Annotated in this window: 22 protein-coding genes; 18 read left to right on the plus strand and 4 right to left on the minus strand. The window is 61.3% G+C overall.

All coding sequences use genetic code 11. From position 1 onward, the window contains the following. Positions 1-312: 312 nt before the first annotated feature. The 11 genes from AC0T4W_RS22440 to AC0T4W_RS22490 are packed head-to-tail and all read left to right on the plus strand — an operon-like array spanning position 313 to position 6,307. A complete protein-coding gene (locus AC0T4W_RS22440) occupies positions 313-516 on the plus strand; it encodes a Com family DNA-binding transcriptional regulator (protein ID WP_476315947.1) in 204 nt (67 codons plus the stop codon). Then, positions 476-1,273 carry a Mom family adenine methylcarbamoylation protein gene (locus tag AC0T4W_RS22445; protein WP_476315944.1) on the plus strand — a complete coding sequence of 266 codons (798 nt, stop codon included), beginning with the start codon at positions 476-478 and terminating at the stop codon, positions 1,271-1,273. Before AC0T4W_RS22440 ends, AC0T4W_RS22445 begins: the two co-directional genes overlap by 41 nt. Before the next feature lie 33 nt (positions 1,274-1,306). Continuing rightward, positions 1,307-2,302 carry a phage protease gene (locus tag AC0T4W_RS22450; RefSeq protein WP_476315941.1) on the plus strand — a complete coding sequence of 332 codons (996 nt, stop codon included), beginning with the start codon at positions 1,307-1,309 and terminating at the stop codon, positions 2,300-2,302. Beyond that, positions 2,302-3,210 (plus strand): Mu-like prophage major head subunit gpT family protein, encoded by a 909-nt coding sequence (locus AC0T4W_RS22455; RefSeq protein WP_476315938.1) that lies wholly within the window; start codon positions 2,302-2,304, stop codon positions 3,208-3,210. Before AC0T4W_RS22450 ends, AC0T4W_RS22455 begins: the two co-directional genes overlap by 1 nt. A gap of 12 nt (positions 3,211-3,222) precedes the next feature. Further along, the gene (locus AC0T4W_RS22460) at positions 3,223-3,648 is read left to right on the plus strand and encodes an HI1506-related protein (protein ID WP_476315935.1); all 426 of its coding nucleotides are present in this window, start codon (positions 3,223-3,225) and stop codon (positions 3,646-3,648) included. 3 nt (positions 3,649-3,651) lie between these two features. After that, positions 3,652-4,062: a gp436 family protein gene (locus AC0T4W_RS22465; RefSeq protein WP_476315932.1), complete on the plus strand. Its 411-nt coding sequence runs from the start codon at positions 3,652-3,654 to the stop codon at positions 4,060-4,062. Further along, the gene (locus AC0T4W_RS22470) at positions 4,059-4,502 is read left to right on the plus strand and encodes a phage virion morphogenesis protein (protein WP_476315929.1); all 444 of its coding nucleotides are present in this window, start codon (positions 4,059-4,061) and stop codon (positions 4,500-4,502) included. The genes AC0T4W_RS22465 and AC0T4W_RS22470 overlap by 4 nt, the downstream gene beginning before the upstream one ends. Continuing rightward, positions 4,495-4,959: a hypothetical protein gene (locus tag AC0T4W_RS22475; RefSeq protein ID WP_476319117.1), complete on the plus strand. Its 465-nt coding sequence runs from the start codon at positions 4,495-4,497 to the stop codon at positions 4,957-4,959. The genes AC0T4W_RS22470 and AC0T4W_RS22475 overlap by 8 nt, the downstream gene beginning before the upstream one ends. Positions 4,960-4,968: 9 nt before the next feature. Next, positions 4,969-5,166 (plus strand): DUF7210 family protein, encoded by a 198-nt coding sequence (locus AC0T4W_RS22480; RefSeq protein ID WP_476315923.1) that lies wholly within the window; start codon positions 4,969-4,971, stop codon positions 5,164-5,166. Positions 5,167-5,168: 2 nt separating this feature from the next. Next, the gene (locus AC0T4W_RS22485; RefSeq protein ID WP_476315920.1) at positions 5,169-5,906 is read left to right on the plus strand and encodes a phage tail tube protein; all 738 of its coding nucleotides are present in this window, start codon (positions 5,169-5,171) and stop codon (positions 5,904-5,906) included. Between the two features lie 50 nt (positions 5,907-5,956). Continuing rightward, positions 5,957-6,307 carry a hypothetical protein gene (locus AC0T4W_RS22490; protein ID WP_476318884.1) on the plus strand — a complete coding sequence of 117 codons (351 nt, stop codon included), beginning with the start codon at positions 5,957-5,959 and terminating at the stop codon, positions 6,305-6,307. 100 nt (positions 6,308-6,407) lie between these two features. Here the strand turns inward: AC0T4W_RS22490 and AC0T4W_RS22495 are convergent, their stop codons facing one another. After that, positions 6,408-6,548 carry a hypothetical protein gene (locus tag AC0T4W_RS22495; protein WP_476315914.1) on the minus strand — a complete coding sequence of 47 codons (141 nt, stop codon included), beginning with the start codon at positions 6,546-6,548 and terminating at the stop codon, positions 6,408-6,410. Here AC0T4W_RS22495 and AC0T4W_RS22500 point away from each other — a divergent pair. The 7 genes from AC0T4W_RS22500 to AC0T4W_RS22530 all read left to right on the plus strand — a co-directional run bounded on the left by AC0T4W_RS22500 (position 6,547) and on the right by AC0T4W_RS22530 (position 15,048). Continuing rightward, the gene (locus AC0T4W_RS22500) at positions 6,547-9,669 is read left to right on the plus strand and encodes a tape measure protein (protein ID WP_476322168.1); all 3,123 of its coding nucleotides are present in this window, start codon (positions 6,547-6,549) and stop codon (positions 9,667-9,669) included. The genes AC0T4W_RS22495 and AC0T4W_RS22500 overlap by 2 nt on opposite strands. Positions 9,670-9,895: 226 nt before the next feature. After that, positions 9,896-10,186, plus strand: coding sequence for a hypothetical protein (locus tag AC0T4W_RS22505; RefSeq protein WP_476315908.1), 291 nt, complete (start codon positions 9,896-9,898; stop codon positions 10,184-10,186). Positions 10,187-10,251: 65 nt separating this feature from the next. Then, on the plus strand, positions 10,252-10,629 hold the full coding sequence (locus AC0T4W_RS22510; protein WP_476315906.1) for a hypothetical protein: 378 nt from the start codon (positions 10,252-10,254) through the stop codon (positions 10,627-10,629). A 2-nt stretch (positions 10,630-10,631) separates the two neighbouring features. Then, entirely contained in the window at positions 10,632-12,341 is a 1,710-nt protein-coding gene (locus AC0T4W_RS22515) for a hypothetical protein (protein ID WP_476318886.1), read from the plus strand. After that, complete coding sequence (locus AC0T4W_RS22520; RefSeq protein WP_476315900.1) at positions 12,338-12,709, plus strand: hypothetical protein; 372 nt, start codon at positions 12,338-12,340, stop codon at positions 12,707-12,709. Before AC0T4W_RS22515 ends, AC0T4W_RS22520 begins: the two co-directional genes overlap by 4 nt. Continuing rightward, positions 12,706-14,469, plus strand: coding sequence for a hypothetical protein (locus AC0T4W_RS22525; RefSeq protein ID WP_476315897.1), 1,764 nt, complete (start codon positions 12,706-12,708; stop codon positions 14,467-14,469). The genes AC0T4W_RS22520 and AC0T4W_RS22525 overlap by 4 nt, the downstream gene beginning before the upstream one ends. Positions 14,470-14,493: 24 nt before the next feature. Further along, on the plus strand, positions 14,494-15,048 hold the full coding sequence (locus AC0T4W_RS22530; protein ID WP_476323017.1) for a hypothetical protein: 555 nt from the start codon (positions 14,494-14,496) through the stop codon (positions 15,046-15,048). Positions 15,049-15,307: 259 nt separating this feature from the next. Here the strand turns inward: AC0T4W_RS22530 and AC0T4W_RS22535 are convergent, their stop codons facing one another. From AC0T4W_RS22535 to AC0T4W_RS22545, 3 genes are all read right to left on the minus strand, one after another. Next, positions 15,308-16,522, minus strand: coding sequence for an IS110 family RNA-guided transposase (locus AC0T4W_RS22535; protein ID WP_476316702.1), 1,215 nt, complete (start codon positions 16,520-16,522; stop codon positions 15,308-15,310). A gap of 166 nt (positions 16,523-16,688) precedes the next feature. Next, positions 16,689-17,903 carry an IS110 family RNA-guided transposase gene (locus AC0T4W_RS22540; protein WP_476316702.1) on the minus strand — a complete coding sequence of 405 codons (1,215 nt, stop codon included), beginning with the start codon at positions 17,901-17,903 and terminating at the stop codon, positions 16,689-16,691. Positions 17,904-18,361: 458 nt separating this feature from the next. Continuing rightward, positions 18,362-18,934 (minus strand): xanthine phosphoribosyltransferase, encoded by a 573-nt coding sequence (locus AC0T4W_RS22545; RefSeq protein ID WP_476323020.1) that lies wholly within the window; start codon positions 18,932-18,934, stop codon positions 18,362-18,364. Positions 18,935-18,994 lie beyond the last annotated feature (60 nt).

Consider the following 18,994-nt stretch of genomic DNA (forward strand, 5'->3'; position numbering starts at 1 on the left):
GGGGTCTAACGCCCCTTGTGATCGTTCAGGCGAGAGACGCTGGTATGCAATATCGAAGGAACACGCCTCGCACTTGCTGGGCGAACTAAAGGAGAACGCAGTATCGGGGGACGCCTTGAGTGGCGTGAAGAACAACTAGAAAGGCTGGCCGCCCTTAGCGGCCATAAGAAAGGGCCGACCGGCCGAGGTGTTCCACCACCTTGGCCGGCCGCCGAACCGCAGAACCAGCCTGCAAGCCCAGCTAAGGCCCCCGCCTCGTCGACGAAGCGCGGGCAAATTAACACTGTTTAGACATACAGTTAAAGGCTTGCCGTGATTGATATTCGCTGCGGTGGCTGTGGCCGTTTACTGGCCAAAGCCGCTGGCTTCACTTTGTTGCAAATCAAGTGCCCGCGTTGCCGGGTCATCAATAGTCAGACAGCCGTGAGCTGCCCGAATCCAGAGCGCCTTAGAGCGCCTCGATCCGAGGTAGCTCATGGCGACAAAGAAAGACCATCACCCAGCCCAGCCGGGTGAGTACACACCGCCGACCACTGACCAGGTCGGCTATTTCAATGGCCAGTTGGCGCTTGCAGGCTTTGGATGCAGCGCCTTCTATATCGCGTTGATCCCGCGCGCCGAGGCAAACCGCATCATCATTGCCAATCACTATTCAGGCCGCATCGTTATGAACTCCTATATCCACTTAGGGGTATGGGTCGAGGGCGTGATGCGCGGCGTGTTGCAGTTTGGCTATGCGCTAAACCCGGTGGCCGGTGCGCAGAAGATCGTGGCAGGCACCCAGGTTGATCAGTACCTGGAGCTAAACCGTATGTGGCTGGATGACATAGCACCGCGCAACAGCGAAAGCCGCGCCCTGAGCTATGCGTTCAAGTTCATCAAGCGGGCCTGCCCAAAGGTGGCCTGGGTGCAATCGTTTGCTGATGAGCGCTGTGGTGGCTGGGGCGTGGTGTACCAGGCGGCCAATTTCCTGTACCTGGGCCACCACCGCACCAGCTTCTATGAGCTGGACGGTGAGGCCTATCACCCAATGCTGCTCACTGCGCACAAGAAGGCTGGCCAGCGTGGGGAGTACTTGCGGGGCAATTTGCACCGTGCTGTGCGCCGGAACTTGTTGCAGTTCCGTTATATCTATCTGATCAAGCCAGGCTGGCGAGCCAGGTTCAAGAAAACCCCGCTGCCATACCCGAAGCCTGGGCAGCCCTTGCCGGATCGCAGACGGCGTAACGCCCCGCTTACCAGCCCTAGCCAGTTACTGAACCCCTTCCTCTAATCCCGCCCCCGTCATGCCGCCGAAACTAGCGGCATGAACACACAAAACGCCCCCCACAATCGCGCCACCTCCACAGCCCTCTGTTTTGAGCTGAGCGCTGATGTGCCTGAATGGGTCGAGGTGCTGCCGCCTGGCCCGTCCGTAGTTGGCCGCGACAGCCGCACCTGGACGTATGACCCGGCCGAAGTAATGGCCAACACCCTGGCGCATAGCAAGGGAGCTGACCTGCCGTTTGACTACCTGCACGCCACCGAGCTGAAAGCCCCCCAGGGCGATGATGCCCCGGCATCCGGCTGGGCGCGGGAGTACCGGGTAAATGAGCGCGGCGCGCTTGAAGCCCGCGTGGACTGGACGGCCAAAGCCCGCAACGCCATCAGCGAACGCGAATACCGCTACCTGTCGCCCGTCTTCACCTATGACGACACCGGGCGCATTCACCGCTTCTCCAGTTTCGGCCTAACCAACAAGCCGAATCTGTTGATCAAGGCGCTTAACGCCGAACAAGTCCCATCAATGGAGAAACCCCCGATGCTCACAGAAGCCATCCGGGCAGCCCTCGGCTTGCCTGAAAACGCCACGGAGGAACAAGCCGTGGCGGCAATTCAAGCGCTTAAAGATGCCAAAGAAACGGCGTTGAACAGCGAGAAATCCCCGTCCCTGCAACTGTTTGTGCCGCGTGGCGATTACAACGCCCTGGAGCAACGCGCCAAAAACGCCGAGCAGGCCCTGACCCAGCGCGACGAAAAAGAGCTGGAAACCGCCATCAATAGCGAGATCACCGCCGCGCTCAAGGCCGGCAAGATCACCCCTGCCACCAAGGATTACCACGTCAAAGCGTGTAACCAAGAAGGCGGTCTGGAGCGCTTCCGCGAGTTCGTAAAAGCCGCGCCATCCGTCACCGAGCAGGTGCTCAGTGATGAGCTGCCAAAAACCACCACTGCTCTCAACTCCGAGCAAAAGGATGCCGCGCGCCTGCTCGGTATGTCCGAGGCGGAATACCTCAGCTTGATCAACCCGGAGGCTAAATAATGGCCGTTGTAACCCCCGCACTGCTGCAAGCATTGTTTGTCGGCTACCGCGCTGACTACCAACGCGGCTTGGCGTCTGCGCCAGGTCTGTTCAAAGAAATTGCCACGGTGGTGCCCAGTACCACTGCGAGCAACACTTACGGCTGGCTAGGCCAGTTCCCGAAACTGCGTGAATGGATTGGCGCGCGTGTTCTCAAGGACATGGCCGCCCACGGCTACTCCATCACCAACAAGAAATTTGAAGGCACCGTGGCCGTTCCACGCACCGCCATTGAAGACGACGCCGCAGGCATTTACCGCCCGATGTTCGAGGAAATGGGCCGCGCTGCTGCTAGCCACCCGGACGAACTGATGTTTGCCCTGTTGGCCGCGGGCTTTAGCACGCTGTGCTTTGACGGCCAGAATTTCTTCGACACCGACCACCCGGTATTCCCGGAAGTTGACGGCACAGGCTCGGCCGAGTCGGTCAGCAACGTCGATATTCCCGGCGCTAGCCCTGGCCCTGCGTGGTTCCTGCTGGATACCACCCGCGCCATCAAGCCGCTGATCTACCAGGAGCGCATCAAGCCTGAGCTTGAGAGCAAAACCGACCCGACCAAGAGCGATCACGTCTTTGACCATGACGAATACGTGCATGGCGTGCGTGCCCGTAACAACGGCGGCTTTGGTTTCTGGCAGATGGCCTACGCCTCGCGTCAGCCTCTTACCGGTGAGTTTTATGGCAGCGCCCGCGCCGCTATGGGTGAGTTCAAGGCAGACGGTGGCCGCCCGCTAGGCATTACGCCAAACCTGCTGGTGGTTCCGCCGCGCCTGGAAGGTGCCGCGCGCAAGCTCCTGGAGAAGGATACCGACGACGGCAACGAGTGGTATCACACCGCCAAGGTGCTCGTTTGCCCGTGGCTCGCATAAGGGGTCGCCGCCATGATCATTCGTATCACCTCGAAACTGGACGGCTTCCGCCGCTGTGGCATCGCCCACAGCAAAGTCGCCACCGATCACCCGGCCGACCGCTTTACCGAGGCCGAGCTGGAGCGTTTGCAGGCCGACCCGGTGCTTACCGTTGAGCTGCTCGATGGTGAGCTGGCCGAGCCGGACGCTGTTGGTGGCTCTACCTCGGCTGACCCTGGCAAGGATGCCAAACCAGCGGCAGCGGCCAAGCCCGCGAAGGCCCCAGCCGCGAAAGCGGCCAAGGCTGGAGGCAGTGCCAAAGCAGCCGCGAAAAAGCCGGCCGCCAAGGCAGCGGCTAAACCCGCAGCGGCCCCCGCTACTGAGCCTCCACCTGCCTCCAAGGACGGCGAGCAGAAAGACGACACGCCGCCAGCTGACCCTCAGGGCGGCGAGGCTTAACCCATGGCCTACGCAACCCTGGCGGGCTTTATCAAGCAGTACGGCGAAAACGCCGTGCTGCTGGTGGCCGACCGTGATGATGACGGGGTGATTGATGCTCTGGTGGTTGAGGACGCACTGGCCCGCGCCAGTGCCGAAATCGACAGCTACGTCAGCGCCAAGCATCGCTTGCCGTTGCCGGTGGTGCCTGAGCGCTTCCCCGGCCTGGTCGGCGATATCGCCCTGTACCTGCTTTCGAGCGAGGGCGGTGCGCTGACCGAGGACAAGCGCAAGCGCTATGAGGACGCCATCAGCTACCTGCGTCGGGTGGCATCGGGTGACGCAGGCCTTGGCCTGCCAACCCCGCCCGAGCAGGCAAGCAGCGGCGAGGCCTGGTTTGAAAGCCAGCCCAAGCGCTTTGGTGACCTGCTGTGACTGGGGCCGCCATCAGCACCAACCTAGCGTTTGAACCACGCCTGGCTGGCCGGCTGGAGCGCTTGGCACAACTGGACACCGCGCCGCTCCTGGAAGGGATCGGCGCAGAGGTCGAGAGCCAGACGCGGCGGCGCATTGCGGTTGATAAAGCCAGCCCAGGCGGCCAGGGATGGCCGGACTGGTCGCCCGAGTACGCCGAAACCCGGCACAGCGGCCAGAGCCTGTTGCAAGGCAATGGCCACCTGCTGGACAGCATCACGTACGAGGTGCAGGGCGACAGCGTGTTGGTGGGTAGCCCGCTGATTTATGCGGCCACACACCAGTACGGCGACCCAGACCGAGGGATCGAGCAGCGCGAGTTCCTGGGCCTGGAAGGCCAGGATCGCGATGACGTTGTGGGTTTGATTGATGACTACCTAGAGAGCCTGGCCAATGACTGAGTTAACCGCTGACCAGGTGCTGCAAGGCATCGAAGCCTGGACCGCTGAGTTGTACCAGGGCGTTACGCCCAAGGTTGAGGTCGCGCTGCATGGCGGGCGGTTCAGCCCGGCCGACCTGGAGCGCTACGCAACCAAAGCCCGCGCCTGCCGCATTGCCCTGGAAGGGCTCAAGTTTGAACTGAATGGCCGTGGTCAGTTGATCGCCTACGGGCACGCCGTTGCGGTGGTGCTGGCCGGTGATGCCAAGGGCCTACCCCGTGCCCTGAATGTGCTGCAGGTGGCCAGCACCCTACAGGCAGCGTTGCCGGGCAGCCGATGCGGCCTGGCGCTTGAGGACAGCATCAACGCCAAGGATGTGCGCGCCGCCAACCTTTACCACGCCGGGCTGGATAAAGCCGGCACCGCCGCCTGGGTGCTGACCTGGCCGGTGAAATTTGAACACCCACGCACCCGCTAGGAGGGGCACATGGCAACTGAAGCAAAAGCCGCAGACAAGGCGAAACCAGCCGAGCCAGCCAAGGTGAAGGTCAAGATCACCAGCGATAACGGCCACCGCCATGCCGGCGAGAAACACCCCAAGGGCGCGGTTATTCCCGTGTCCGAGGCGGACGCAAAACTTATCGTCGAAACCTTCAAGGTCGGCGAACACGTAGAGGGTAAGTGACCATGGCACAGCCACGAGTATTTAAGGGCGTTGGCGTTGTTCACGCCCAGCGCCTGGGCGTTGTGGACGCACCGCTGCGCGACCTGGGCGACGTTGAAACGCTCAAGTTCGCCAACCGTTCCAACCAGATGGCCTGGAAGCAACACCGCAAACCGGGTGGCGGCAACCTCGCCACCCTGGACACCCTGGATGGCATCACGCTCGACGTGCAGATGCAGGAATGGCCCGAGGAAAACCTCGCCATGGTGCTGCAGGGCAAGATTATTGACCTGCCGCCCGAAACGGTGACCGCCGAACCCATCGTGCTGCAGCCGGGTGGTCTGAGCATGACCGAGTTTCCAGGCCCTAAGTCGATCACCCTGACCAAAACCAGCGACAGCACCCCGATTGCACTGTCGGCGGTGAATGTTTCGGCGGCCGGCCTGAGCGTACCGAAGGACAGCGCGGTCATCACCGCGCCGACCCCGGCCACCATCGCCTACACCAGCACCCAGGCCACGCGCATTGAACCGCTGGTAGAAGCCGGTGCCGAGTACCGTCTGGTATTCGACGGCCTTAACGAAGCCGAAAGCGGCCGCCCGGTAGTTGTCGAGATTCACCGCTGGAAGGCACCGCCCGCCGAGGAACTGGCGCTGATCGATGGCGAGAACCCCGGCAAGTTGCTGAGCAAGGGTGAGGTGCTGGCCGACCCGACGCGCCCGGCTGGTGAGTCGCCTTTCTGGCGCGCCACCTTCCTTTAAACCCACCCGCAACGCCGGGCCGCACAGGCCCGGCATTGGAGCCTTTGGTTATGAGCATGACCCTGACAAAGACCCTTGCCCTCGGCGCGTTGAGCGTGACCGTGCGCGAGCTGACCGTGGGTGAGATTCGCGCCTGGTTGAAGCGCACCGCCGATGGCGCGGGTGACGACCTGGTGGGCGACACCCTGATTGCCGAAATCAGCCTGGCCGACCTGATGGCCATGACGGATGTGAAGCAAAACGACCTGGACAGCCTGACACCCAACCAGGTGCGCGAGCTGTTTGATGCTTGCCGGGAGGTAAACAAGGATTTTTTCGGCCTAAGGGAGCGAATCACAGAGACCGGAAAACGGCTCCTGGAACGGCTCTCAAACGACTTGAACGAAACGCCAGCGCCCTGATCCGGCACGGCCACACCCAGTTATGGAGTTACCCCTGGGGCACCTGGCTAGCGGCGTTGGATGAAGCGACTAGCGCGGCCGAGGCGGCGCAAAAAGGACGTTAATGAAGTTTGGGCAGAGAAAACCCGACCAGCGCAACCAACAGGCCGATAGCAGCGATCAGCAGCGCCGCGCCGATGAATGCAGCCGGCCAGTAAAACAGCAGCAGTGCCAACACCAGCATAATCAGGGTTGTTTCCATGAGTGATGTACGCCTCTCCATTTCAGTCGATGCCCGCGATGGTCGCCGTCAGTTGCAGGACTTTCGTGCCGGCTATCAAGAGTTGGTGGAACGCCTCAAGCAGCCGCTAGGGCAGATCAATGCCTTTCGGGATATGCAATCCAGCCTAGCTGAGAACCAGGCCCAACTCAACGCAACCCGCGCACGCATCCGCGAGCTTGCCGATGAACTGGTCCGCGCCGAGAAGCCCACCAGGGCGCAGCAGCAAGCCTACCGCGCAATGACGGGCGAAGCGCGGGCAATGGAGCAGGCCATTGCCGGGCAAAAAGGCCAGCTCGCCCAGTTGTCCGGCGCGCTGAAAAGCGCGGGGGTGGATACCAGCCGCCTGAGTAGTGAGCAGAAGCGTTTAGCGGCTGATTTGGCACAAGCGAGCCAGGCCGCTGACCAGCAAGCGCGCATTGCCGGTGCGCGCCAGGCGCTGAACGTGCGACCACACCGCGAGATCCGCAACGAGGTCGTGGCGCTACAACAGCAGTACCGCGTGTTAGCCACCCAAGGCGGGCTGAGCCTGGCCGAATTGGCGCAGGCCAAGGTGCGGCTACGCCAGCGTACCGCCGAACTGGTATTTCAAACCAATGGTTGGACAGCTGCCCTAGGGCAAGCCCGCATGGCGGGGGCTGTGGCCTTTGTCGGGGTCTATGCCGGCATGGCGGCGGCGCTGCGGGGTATCGAGGGGCTGACCACTACCGTGGATGCGTACCAGTCCATGCTTGGACGCTTGCGCCTGGCCACCAGCTCACAAGAAGAGTTCAACAGCACCTTGGCCAACCTGGAGGGCATCGCACAGCGCAGTGCTGCGCCGGTTGACTCTCTGGTGACCCTTTACGGCCGTATCAGCCGGCCACTGAAAGAGGCGGGGCGTAGTCAGGACGACATTCTCAAGCTGACGGAAACCGTGGCGCTGTCGTTTCGCGTGTCCGGTGCGACGGCCGCCGAGGCACAAAATGGCGTAATTCAGTTTGCCCAGGCACTGGGAGCCGGGGCGTTGCGCGGTGACGAATTCAACAGTGTGGCCGAGCAGGCACCACGCCTTATGCAAGCGCTGGCTGCGGGCTTGGGCGTGCCTATCGGTGCGCTTCGCAAGATGGCAGCCGAGGGCGAGCTAACTGCAGCAATGGTAACCGACGCGCTGGTTAGCCAGTTCGATGTGATTCGCGCCGAGTCTCAGGGGCTGCCAGACACCGTGGGCGCAGCCATGACCCGGCTGCGCGATGCAGTAAGCAAGGCGCTTTCCGGTGCTGATACCAGTGGGTTGATTCAGGCGATCAATGATCTGGCTGCCACTATCAGCGATCCGCAAGTCTCCCAAGGGCTGGTTGACCTTGCGCAGCAGTTGTTACGCCTGGGACAAAGTGCGGTAGAAGTTGCCGCATTTTTCGCCCAGCTAGATCCCGCCGTCCGGAATACCACGCTGGCAGTGGGTGCTATGGCCACCGTAGTAGTGCCGCTCGGGTTAGCGGTACGCGGGTTGATAAACCCGTTGCTGCTGCTAGGCGGGCACTTGGGCAAGCTGCCCGCCGTGAGCGGCGCAGGCCGTGCCGCGCTGGGGGCGATGGGCATTGAGGCAACTGGCCTGATCCCCAAACTAAAGAACCTGGCGGACGTGGCCAAGCTGGCCAAGGGCGCACTGGCCCTGGGCGTGGTCGCCTGGACGGGCGGCAAGCTGGTCGAGCTGTACGACACCATTGATGGCATCCGCGAGCTGCAAAAAAGCCAGGCCGATTACCAGGCTAGCTTGCAGGCCACAGTGACGAAAACCACCGAGTATGCCGATGCGGTGATTCTGCCGGCCGAGTCGCTGGCCCGCATGACCGATGCCGAGCGCAAAGCGTATGCCGAGCGCCTGCGCCTGGCCGAGGAACACTACCGCGCCCAGGGCGAGTTGATCAGCCGGCAGGACACCTCCGACGAAATCAACCAGGACGCGCTGGCGTCACAGCGCAGGGCCAGTGATTACCGCAAGGCGTTGGGCGCAATCAAAGATGAGCACGCCGAGCGCGAGGCCGCCGAGGGTCGCCATTCGGCAGCTGTAGCCAAGATCAAGGCCGACAACCTCAAAAACATCCAGGACGCGCTGGGCAAAGAAATCCTGGCTTACGAAGCGGCCAACAAACAGTTAGAAGCGGCCAACCAGAAAACCCAGGCCGCGATGAAGTCTCGCGCGGACTTGGCAAAAGAGTTCGAGCAGCTCGTCAAGGATATGCGCGCCCCGGCTGCTGATGACGGTCCGGCCGAGTTCGGCGACGTAACAGCACTGAAGGCAGGCGCGCGCCAGTCGCTGGTGGCGGGCGACACTGAGGAGGCTATTCGCCAGGCTCGCGAGGCAGGCGAGATCCTGCGCGAGCTGAAAGAAGCAGGGGCCAATAGCTATGGCTTTGCAGGCATTGCCGCCGAGTTGGCCAAGATCGGTGACGAGGCCAAGGCCCTGGAGGGCATGCAAGCCGACGTCGAGCGCATCGATGCTCAGGCGAGGGTGGACGAAATCAAGGCAGGCATGGATGAGCTGCTGGCCCAGGCCGAGGCATTCAAGCGAATCAATATCGAGTTTACGGGTTTCGAGCAGTCCGCCGAGTACCTGGAACAACAGGCCAAAGAGCTGGCCGAGCGCCTGAAAAAGTACATGGTGATCCCGGTCAACTACATCGGCGCGGGAGCAGATGCCGCGAAAGCATCCGGCGCAGCTAATGACCAGGCTGCAGAAATCATCACCGGCAAACCGATCAAACGCGCCACGGGTGGCTGGATCGACGGCCCCGGTAGCACGGTGAGTGACAGCGTCCTGGTCGCCGCATCGCGTAAAGAATTCATGCTCAACGCCCGCTCGGCCCAGCGCCTGGGCGCGGCAAACCTCGACTACATGAACCGCACAGGCGAGCTGCCGGGCCGCGAGCCATTCGTGCCCGACTTCCCCGCATTGCCGCAGGGTCTGGAGCGCATGGGCGAACGCCAGCCGCTCAATTTGGCCATGCCATGGGGCGGTTCCTATGCCCTGGAAGGTACACCGAACGAAGTGCAGCGCTTCCAAGACGATCTGGAACGCGCACGCCTGATGCACGGCACGGTAGGAATGCGTCGGAAATGACTGAGCACATTGTCCCGCTCGTCCTCGGTGGCATCGAGATACTGCCGCACTCCGGACCGATCCGGCAGCGCTACGAATCCTTTGGCGGCAGCCGCGAGCTGCGTATGGCCAGCGGCCGAGGCGTCAAACAAACCCACTGGCGCAAGACGGCTACTTCGATCAGCGCCACCGGCCATCTCGACCCAGCCCTTGAGTCGCTCGACTACAGCCGCCCACTGGAGCTGCTGTGCGTTGCCCCCAAGTGGGTGGGGGGACGGGACTGGTTTACGAATTGCCGTCTGCGCAGCACCGCCGCCCGGACGAACAGCCCTGGGCAATCGCCGCCGTGGGCAGCGGCTGGGTCGATACCAGCCTGGTGCTGGACGGCAACCTGGCCAACGTAGCGCCGATCCCCGGTGCCCGCGCGTACCGGGTTGGCTGGCTGCCTCGACTGATGGTGCTCACCGATGGGCCGGTTACCGAAACAGACGACAGTCGCGAGCTGGTCGATTGGTCTTTTGACGCGCGGGAGGCGTGATGCAGCGATTTATCAACCATTGGCAAACAGGGCTGAGCGCAACGCTCCCGGCCGGTGCCGAGCAGATGACAGTACCTGTCTCAGCGGCCGGTCTACTGAGCTTCGGTAATGGCACCTGGTACAAGGTGACGCTGACCAATGCGGCACGTAGCGCCTGGGAAATCGTCACGGTGACGGCCCAGGCGGGAGGCGTGCTGACAATCGACCGCGCCCAGGAGGGGACGGCCGCCGCTGAGTGGCCGGCCGGTAGTGCGGTATTCATCGAACTGACCGCAGGTGCCTTGCACGACCTGGTCAGCCAGCTTGCGGCGCTGACGGCCAGAGTCGAAGCCTTGGAGCAAGACGGTGGCACCGATCCCGAGCCGGGGCCGGATGGCGCATTGACGGACGCGGCCGGCAATCTCCTTGTCGATCAGGCCAGCAATGTGTTGGTGGGGGGCTAAGCATGCTCGGTCTCAGCGCCCTTAACACCGCCTCGCTCAATACCTGGCCGCCATCGGTCAGCCAGGTGGTGACCGTGCCAGACAATCAGGTCTGGCGCTTGCGCGTGCAGATCGGTAGCGAAGACGTGTCCGCCAGGCTGACAGGCGTGGCGAGTATCGAGTTCGAAGAGTCGGGCAGCCGACTTTGCACGCTGCGACTGTTGCCCGAGCCGGGCGTATTTGAGCCGGACGCCTTCACCGGGCAGCCAGTGACCTTTTATCACCAACGTCTGGAGGGTGACCTGGTCGCCGCGCAGGCGCTGTGGTTTACCGGCGAGGCCATGCAGCCGAGCGTCGATATTTCCAGCCAGGTGCTCACCATGACAGCCACCTGTCAGCGCCAGCGGCGTCTGGCTGCTATGACTGCTGAGCAGATCGCCGCCCTGGTGCCGGGCGACTATGCCGAGGGCGTGTTCGGCCAGATCGACGACCCCGAACGCTACGCCGCTAACTTGCTCAGCACTCGCGCACTGTCGCTCGATTGCAGCGCTGAAGGCCAGTTCCGTCTGACGGAGTGGGAGGCTGCACCGGCAGCACACTACCGCTTCACCGCCGACGAAATCATTGACGGCTCGCTGCAGCTCAATCTGGCAACTGCCGATCAGTTGATCAACCGGGTGGAGCTAACAGTCGAGTACCGTTACCAGCGCCTGCGCCACCGCGAGTACACCTTCGCCTGGGAGCACCCGGCCGGGTCGTTCTGCGTTTGGCTGGGCGACGACACCGAGTTACCGACCGTGAGCATGCTGACCGGGGCGCTCGATCAAGCAAACTGGACGACGCTTGGGCTTACCTACGAGGCGCTGCCGCACTCGATGCCCAACCCATGCGGCAATGGCGGTTCCTGGGGCAACCGCTTTACTGCCGACCCGCATATGCTGGCCTTCAATGCGCGTGTGGGTGCCCGCGTGGCACAGACGCTGACCGAAGTCTACAAGCTGGCGCTGGAGGTTCCCGGCTCCGTAGCGGCTTACGGCATGCGCGGTGGGTCGGCCCGTCACTCCGACGAGGTCGAGTTTGACGGCGGTGCCTGGGAAGACGAGGAAGGCCCGCGTCCCGATACGGCGGTGCAGGACGAACTGGGCGACTGGATTCTTGATGAGGACGAGCCGGCCCGCCGCGAGAACCTCCTACGTACCGCATTCGCCCTTGAGAAAACGCGCATGCATGCCAGCCACCGCCAGAGCCGCCTGGCATTCCAAGTGCCGGTCACCGATGACGTGTTCGACCTGGTGCATACCGTCCAGGTCGAGGCGCTCGGCATGCGCGCAAAAGGCAAGCTGCGGCGCGGGGCCGTGCGCTGGGATCACGACAGCGGCGAGGCCGTGGCCGAACTAGAGCTGGCGCTGACCCGCGTTGGCCAAGTTGCGACCGGTGCTGGCTTCACCTTGCCGGCCCGAGCTGTATTCGATTTTGGCGAGCCGCCCGAGTCCATTGCCCAACTGGCGACCCAGTTGGGCGGCCGGCCCGCGTCGCCCCCGTACAGCGAAGATATCGACGGATTCGCCGGCAACTACGGCTGGGAAACACCCAGTTCGGAAAGCCACCCCCGCCGTTTGCAGATCACAACGCCGGATATCGCGGCCGAGCATCGTGACCCGACCGAGGCAACGCGCGAGCATACATACCCCGTTGTGCTACCGAGCGACCAACTTTTAATGGAGGTTGCATGAATTATCAGCGGCTAATCAGTGACCTGCAGGGCCTGTTGCAGCCGGAGCGCCGCGAGGGGCTGCCCGTCGCTGCCCGTCGCGGCGCGCGTGCTGGTAAGCGAGTCAGCGTGCCCTATGTTGCCCCACCGACAGGTGCCGGCGGAATTTCCTGGCCGCTTATTGAGGGTAGCGTGGGTGACACCGCCGAGTACGCCCGGACGTATCACGACAGCTCAACCGTGCTGATTACAACGGACGGGCTGGTCGCGCTGGAGCTGCCGCAGGTCGACGCCATCACGATGCACGACGCAAACGGCGAGGTTGGCGAGATTCGCTTTGCTAAACGCCCAGTCAAGGCCACTCCGGGCGGAGGGAAAGGCGAACCATGATCGATATCGAGCTGACCCTCCCTGACTATCGAGCCTTTGGCTTCCCCTGTCATGGTCTTGTACGTGGGCGAGAGCTGACCCTGCCGAACGGTGCCACGGTCGAAATTAACTCACCGCAGAACGGGGACAACTGGCTGCTAACGGTGCCTGATGCGCCTGGCGCTGTTCGTTCCCCCGAGGAAGCGCTGGCAGATGAGGCTCGCGGTTGGAGCTGGCCGGTGGACATTCTTTGCTGGAGTGCCGGTTACGTCCATGGCGTTGAATGGCGCAAGGTGTCAAAGGTGGCTGATCAGCTGCAGGCGGCTGCTCGTTTCATCTATGCCGAGGCACCTGGAAAGTGCTGTTTTGTGGGCATCAGGGGGGTATCGGGTGGCCCGACGGGCCGCCGGGTGGAGGTGTCTATTGTGTCGCTACAGGCACCCGACGATGCAGTCCCGGTCACCCTATATCCGGAGGTTCCTGGTGGTGTCACTGGCGCTATGTTGCCCGATCAAATGCAGCTGGCGGACGTCTCCCGCCGTGGCGATGCGGCGATATTCCGCGCCACTGGCTATGGACCCGACTTTTTTTTAGTGCGCATAGCGCGAGTGGATGAGGTGTTTACTGCTGAACTTGAGTATCTCAGCGCGCCCATAGCTCCGAGCCGCACGCAGTACGATGTGCAGTGGAATGAATACCGGGCAAGAGTGGGCCAGAACGCGCAATCGGTTGGGCTATTGGATGGCGTGTGGGTTGAGACCGATAACGGCCCCGAGTTTTTTGCCGAGTATCAGGGGCGTGCAATAACGACGCCGCGCGTGACGTACGCCGCAGCCGTGGTGACTCCTGAAGATGCGCCGGATATTGTGATATGGCCAATTAACTGGCGCGCCCGCGATGGGGTGGTGCGTTGGGATTATGGCAGCACAGTGATCGCCGCCTGGTTTGACGATGATGGCGAGGTGCAATTGCTTGAACGCGGCGGCAGTAATGAGGTGACCGCCAATACGGTTTTTAGCATTAGCGCATCCGGCATCACTGAAAAATCAAATGTGAACTCCTATTTTGCAGACGACGGCTCGCCGATCCCCAATCTGGGCTCGCCCCTGCTTGACACGGAGTACTTTGCGGGGAGTGTTTCGTTCAACATCAACCGCACTACCACCGAGGTTATCAAGCAAACCCTGAGCCTCAACGGCGCTGTTATCGCTGAGGCAGAGTTGCGCAGAGAGCTGAACTACAGAGCCGGACCGGAGCTGTTTAGCAGCACAAACCCAGATGTGTCGTTTGAGCTGCGCGGCGACACACTTAACCAGGTTGGGGTGGCGCAGTTCCGCACCACGGTTGACGTTGTGCTGGAAGTGGACAGCGAACAGGTTGATCAGGATGGCGCGCAGGGCATAGGCAGCAACCTACCCAGTACCGGCCTACAGCCGTTAGACAGAGCCATTCGGAACGATGGCTTCGCGCCGCTTGTTGTTGGGACTTTGCTTGAATCTCAATCGCCTCCGTCGGCTTACCTTGAGCTAGGCGGGCCGCGTTTTGCCCGAGCATATGCAGGGCTGCACCTCTACTCAAACAAGCTACTTGCGCTCTGGACGATGTCCGGCCCGGCATCGATATGCAGTGTGCAAAACGCTTACAGCCCTACGGGGTTTAAGTCCGGCACGGCTCAGCAGTTTGTGGGCTTCCCGACGTCCAGCCTACGCGGCTCTTACAACTCACGCACCGGCGCGGCTCTGACGCAGGTTCCTACGAGTTCCGTTATCAACTGGGTCTAGCCCTGCTACACAAGGAGATACATGATGGCTGAAGTACAACACGTGGCGAGTGGCAATGGCGCGCCAACAGGGGCACCGCCTTCAATAGCGGCCCACTACGTCGATCTGGTTTCAGGCTTTCACTACATATCGAACGGTACTTCAACGGCAGCAGACTGGGGCCACCCGATTGGCGTGCACACCTTTCATGAGTTGACCGAGGCCGGCCAGCTTGATGTGCCGATGACCGCTGGCCGGGTTGAGGTATTCGAGGTTGGTGAAGGGCCGGGAGGCCAGTTTGTTCTGATGTTGCCGAATGTACCTTCAAGGCACGTACTGGAGTTTACAGTCGTCGCATGGCCAACAGCCGCAGCGAGCCAGCTGGTTTTGAAATGCTCTGCTGGATTTGATGGAGTGGGCGCTATGGGGCAGAACATCGGCGCTACTGCTGTGGGTAATGAGCTGCATATACCGATGGCCCAGATTATGGGGTTGCGGGTTCATGCTATTGCGGGGCCTGGGGGGCGCTACTTGGAAGTCGTGCCGCAGTTTGTAGGCGGGGGGCGGGTTAATCTGCGGCTATGCCAAACATCGAGCTAAAATCATGCGCGCGGCTCGGCTTTCTCTATGCCAAACCCCGCGCTAAGCAGTGCCAAAAACGGCGCGCGCTTACAGCAGCAGGCTTAGCAGGCCGTTGAAAAATGTAGGCGAGGCAGGCAAGACAAGGCAAAAACAGGCGAGGAAGCGGAGTTTACGTGCTGTAAATGAGCATTCCGAGCCTGTTTTTAGCGTGAAAGAATCCATCTGACAGACGAGCGCGAACCTGCCGGACACCAGCAAAAAAACACTCGGGGGTGGTTTAGCTCGGCAGGTAGCCGAACTTCTCCAGTGCCCTGAGCCAGCGAGCTGAATTGCGTTTGACCGACAAGGCTTCATAGTCCAGGGCGCTGTCCCGGTAGTGTTCGCGCCGCTTGAGCATGTAGTAGACGGTACGTAGCAGTTTGTGAGCCAAGGCGATGATCGCGCGCTTGTAGCCACGTCGAATCACCAGTGCCTGGAACTTGGTTTTGAATACCGATGCAGTGCGGCTGGCCGAGTGCGAGAATTCGCATAACAACCGCCGCACATGAGCATTGCCCTTACGTATCTTTCCAGGTTTGTGTTTACCTGCAGACTCGTTGTTGCCTGGACAGATGCCCACCCAGGAGGCTAATCGATCAGCGCTACCAAAGGCGTCCATGTCACTGCCGATCTCAACGATGAGTAGCGCCGCGCCGATCAAGTCAACGCCGGGCAGGGTCTGCAAAAGAGACAGGGCATTGCGCTCGCTATCGAGTTCGCTGAGCAGGCGGGCTTCGAAACGGGAAATCCGCGCTTCAAGCTCTTCAATGTGCTGCATCAACTCGTCGAGCACAAAACAGTGGCTGGCCGTCGGTTCTCCTTGCAGCGCCTCGAACAGCTCTTCACGGCTGGCCTTCAGGCGGCGCGTGGCGAACTTGAGCACTTCGTGTACGGGCTGACCCGCAATGATCGCCTTGACCATGGCCCGCGCAGAACGCCCATGCAGGTCGCTCACCACGACGCCGAGACGCACCCCGCTGTCGCTCAACACCTTGTGCAAGCGGTTCTTCTCCGAGGCCAACTGGCTGACCAGCTTCTGCCGCTGCCTGGCAATCAGGCGCAACTCGCGCAGCTTGGCCGGCGGCACAAACGAGCCACGCAAGAGCCCAGCGCGCGCCAGGATCGCCAGCCAGTGAGCATCGGCTATGTCCGTTTTGCGCCCAGGTACATTTTTGACATGCCGAGCATTGACCACCTTGGCCCTGATACCCACCGCTTCCAGGGCCGCATAGGGGCTCTTCCAGTAAACGCCGGTGCTCTCCATCACCACATCGTCCGGCTGCAGAGCCGCTACCCACTCGGCCAGCGCCCGACGATCACGCTTGAACGCGCCAAACTGACGGTGCTCGACTGTGATGCGACCATCCGTCTCTTCAATCACCGCGCAGGCAGTGATCTGGGCCTGATGCACATCCAGTCCAACCACACGTTTATAAAGGGCAATCAATTCCATACCCCACCCCTCTGCTGTCTACACTCAAGATCGGGAAGGTGGCGGTGATCGAACTGAATGAGCCTGAAGGGAACAAGTCCCCAACGGCCTATTTAGCGTGAAAGAATCCATCTGACAGACGAGCGCGAACCTGCCGGACACCAGCAAAAAAACACTCGGGGGTGGTTTAGCTCGGCAGGTAGCCGAACTTCTCCAGTGCCCTGAGCCAGCGAGCTGAATTGCGTTTGACCGACAAGGCTTCATAGTCCAGGGCGCTGTCCCGGTAGTGTTCGCGCCGCTTGAGCATGTAGTAGACGGTACGTAGCAGTTTGTGAGCCAAGGCGATGATCGCGCGCTTGTAGCCACGTCGAATCACCAGTGCCTGGAACTTGGTTTTGAATACCGATGCAGTGCGGCTGGCCGAGTGCGAGAATTCGCATAACAACCGCCGCACATGAGCATTGCCCTTACGTATCTTTCCAGGTTTGTGTTTACCTGCAGACTCGTTGTTGCCTGGACAGATGCCCACCCAGGAGGCTAATCGATCAGCGCTACCAAAGGCGTCCATGTCACTGCCGATCTCAACGATGAGTAGCGCCGCGCCGATCAAGTCAACGCCGGGCAGGGTCTGCAAAAGAGACAGGGCATTGCGCTCGCTATCGAGTTCGCTGAGCAGGCGGGCTTCGAAACGGGAAATCCGCGCTTCAAGCTCTTCAATGTGCTGCATCAACTCGTCGAGCACAAAACAGTGGCTGGCCGTCGGTTCTCCTTGCAGCGCCTCGAACAGCTCTTCACGGCTGGCCTTCAGGCGGCGCGTGGCGAACTTGAGCACTTCGTGTACGGGCTGACCCGCAATGATCGCCTTGACCATGGCCCGCGCAGAACGCCCATGCAGGTCGCTCACCACGACGCCGAGACGCACCCCGCTGTCGCTCAACACCTTGTGCAAGCGGTTCTTCTCCGAGGCCAACTGGCTGACCAGCTTCTGCCGCTGCCTGGCAATCAGGCGCAACTCGCGCAGCTTGGCCGGCGGCACAAACGAGCCACGCAAGAGCCCAGCGCGCGCCAGGATCGCCAGCCAGTGAGCATCGGCTATGTCCGTTTTGCGCCCAGGTACATTTTTGACATGCCGAGCATTGACCACCTTGGCCCTGATACCCACCGCTTCCAGGGCCGCATAGGGGCTCTTCCAGTAAACGCCGGTGCTCTCCATCACCACATCGTCCGGCTGCAGAGCCGCTACCCACTCGGCCAGCGCCCGACGATCACGCTTGAACGCGCCAAACTGACGGTGCTCGACTGTGATGCGACCATCCGTCTCTTCAATCACCGCGCAGGCAGTGATCTGGGCCTGATGCACATCCAGTCCAACCACACGTTTATAAAGGGCAATCAATTCCATACCCCACCCCTCTGCTGTCTACACTCAAGATCGGGAAGGTGGCGGTGATCGAACTGAATGAGCCTGAAGGGAACAAGTCCCCAACGGCCTATTTAGCGTTCGCTCTCGAAAGAGGCAATCCGGGGTACGAGTCAGTTCGCTGGATCATGTTAACGACGGGGTGTCTCCGCCAAAAAAACTAGCGACCTCTCACCGCCACCTTCCCTATCTATAGCTCTCTTTCATCATCAGGGGTGGCGGGGCTGCCATGACTGTTAGCGTTCGCTCTCGAAAGAGGCAATCCGGGGTACGAGTCAGTTCGCTGGATCATGTTAACGACGGGGTGTCTCCGCCAAAAAAACTAGCGACCTCTCACCGCCACCTTCCCTATCTATAGCTCTCTTTCATCATCAGGGGTGGCGGGGCTGCCATGACTGTTAACGCAGTATTGCCAACGCAGGTAGTTTTTCAACGGCCTGTTATTCGAGAAAGCTGACCTGGCCACCCTTGAGTGAGTCGATACGTGCCAACGACTCGACCCGATAGCCCTGGGCGTCCAGTTCGGCACGACCGCGCTGGAAGGATTTTTCGATTACCACACCGATGCCGGCAATGCTCGCGCCGGCCTGACCGATCAGGTCGATCAAGGCTTTGGCGGCATGGCCGTTGGCCAGAAAGTCGTCGATCAGCAGCACGTGATCCTTGGCGCTCAGGTGCTTGGCGGCAATCGCCAGGGTGCTTTCGGTCTGCTTGGTGAAGGAAAACACCTTGGAGATATATAAGTTGTCCGTGAGCGTCAGCGACTGGTACTTGCGCGCAAAAATCACCGGCACGCCCAGCTCCAGCCCGGCCATCACTGCCGGAGCAATACCCGAGGCTTCGATGGTGACAATCTTGGTGATGCCCTGGCCGGCAAAGCGCTGGGCAAACTCATGGCCAATCTGCTGCATCAGCTTGGGGTCGATCTGGTGATTGAGAAAAGCATCGACCTTAAGCACCTGCTCCGAGAGCACGGTGCCTTCATCGCGAATCTTCTGTTTTAGCGCTTCCACGCGGTTACCCTCGTTGTTCAGTGGTTTGCGATGTAGGTTGGGTTGAGGCGCGCAGCGGCG

The sequence above is a fragment of the Pseudomonas sp. C7.1 genome (genome assembly GCF_056312395.1).

Coding starts and splice junctions, on each gene's coding strand:
- AC0T4W_RS22445 (WP_476315944.1), top strand. CDS start 476: ATGGCGACAAAGAAAGACCATCACCCAGCCCAGCCGGGTGAGTACACA.
- AC0T4W_RS22450 (WP_476315941.1), top strand. CDS start 1,307: ATGAACACACAAAACGCCCCCCACAATCGCGCCACCTCCACAGCCCTC.
- AC0T4W_RS22455 (WP_476315938.1), top strand. CDS start 2,302: ATGGCCGTTGTAACCCCCGCACTGCTGCAAGCATTGTTTGTCGGCTAC.
- AC0T4W_RS22460 (WP_476315935.1), top strand. CDS start 3,223: ATGATCATTCGTATCACCTCGAAACTGGACGGCTTCCGCCGCTGTGGC.
- AC0T4W_RS22465 (WP_476315932.1), top strand. CDS start 3,652: ATGGCCTACGCAACCCTGGCGGGCTTTATCAAGCAGTACGGCGAAAAC.
- AC0T4W_RS22475 (WP_476319117.1), top strand. CDS start 4,495: ATGACTGAGTTAACCGCTGACCAGGTGCTGCAAGGCATCGAAGCCTGG.
- AC0T4W_RS22480 (WP_476315923.1), top strand. CDS start 4,969: ATGGCAACTGAAGCAAAAGCCGCAGACAAGGCGAAACCAGCCGAGCCA.
- AC0T4W_RS22485 (WP_476315920.1), top strand. CDS start 5,169: ATGGCACAGCCACGAGTATTTAAGGGCGTTGGCGTTGTTCACGCCCAG.
- AC0T4W_RS22490 (WP_476318884.1), top strand. CDS start 5,957: ATGAGCATGACCCTGACAAAGACCCTTGCCCTCGGCGCGTTGAGCGTG.
- AC0T4W_RS22500 (WP_476322168.1), top strand. CDS start 6,547: ATGAGTGATGTACGCCTCTCCATTTCAGTCGATGCCCGCGATGGTCGC.
- AC0T4W_RS22495 (WP_476315914.1), bottom strand. CDS start 6,548: ATGGAAACAACCCTGATTATGCTGGTGTTGGCACTGCTGCTGTTTTAC.
- AC0T4W_RS22510 (WP_476315906.1), top strand. CDS start 10,252: ATGACAGTACCTGTCTCAGCGGCCGGTCTACTGAGCTTCGGTAATGGC.
- AC0T4W_RS22515 (WP_476318886.1), top strand. CDS start 10,632: ATGCTCGGTCTCAGCGCCCTTAACACCGCCTCGCTCAATACCTGGCCG.
- AC0T4W_RS22520 (WP_476315900.1), top strand. CDS start 12,338: ATGAATTATCAGCGGCTAATCAGTGACCTGCAGGGCCTGTTGCAGCCG.
- AC0T4W_RS22525 (WP_476315897.1), top strand. CDS start 12,706: ATGATCGATATCGAGCTGACCCTCCCTGACTATCGAGCCTTTGGCTTC.
- AC0T4W_RS22530 (WP_476323017.1), top strand. CDS start 14,494: ATGGCTGAAGTACAACACGTGGCGAGTGGCAATGGCGCGCCAACAGGG.
- AC0T4W_RS22535 (WP_476316702.1), bottom strand. CDS start 16,522: ATGGAATTGATTGCCCTTTATAAACGTGTGGTTGGACTGGATGTGCAT.
- AC0T4W_RS22540 (WP_476316702.1), bottom strand. CDS start 17,903: ATGGAATTGATTGCCCTTTATAAACGTGTGGTTGGACTGGATGTGCAT.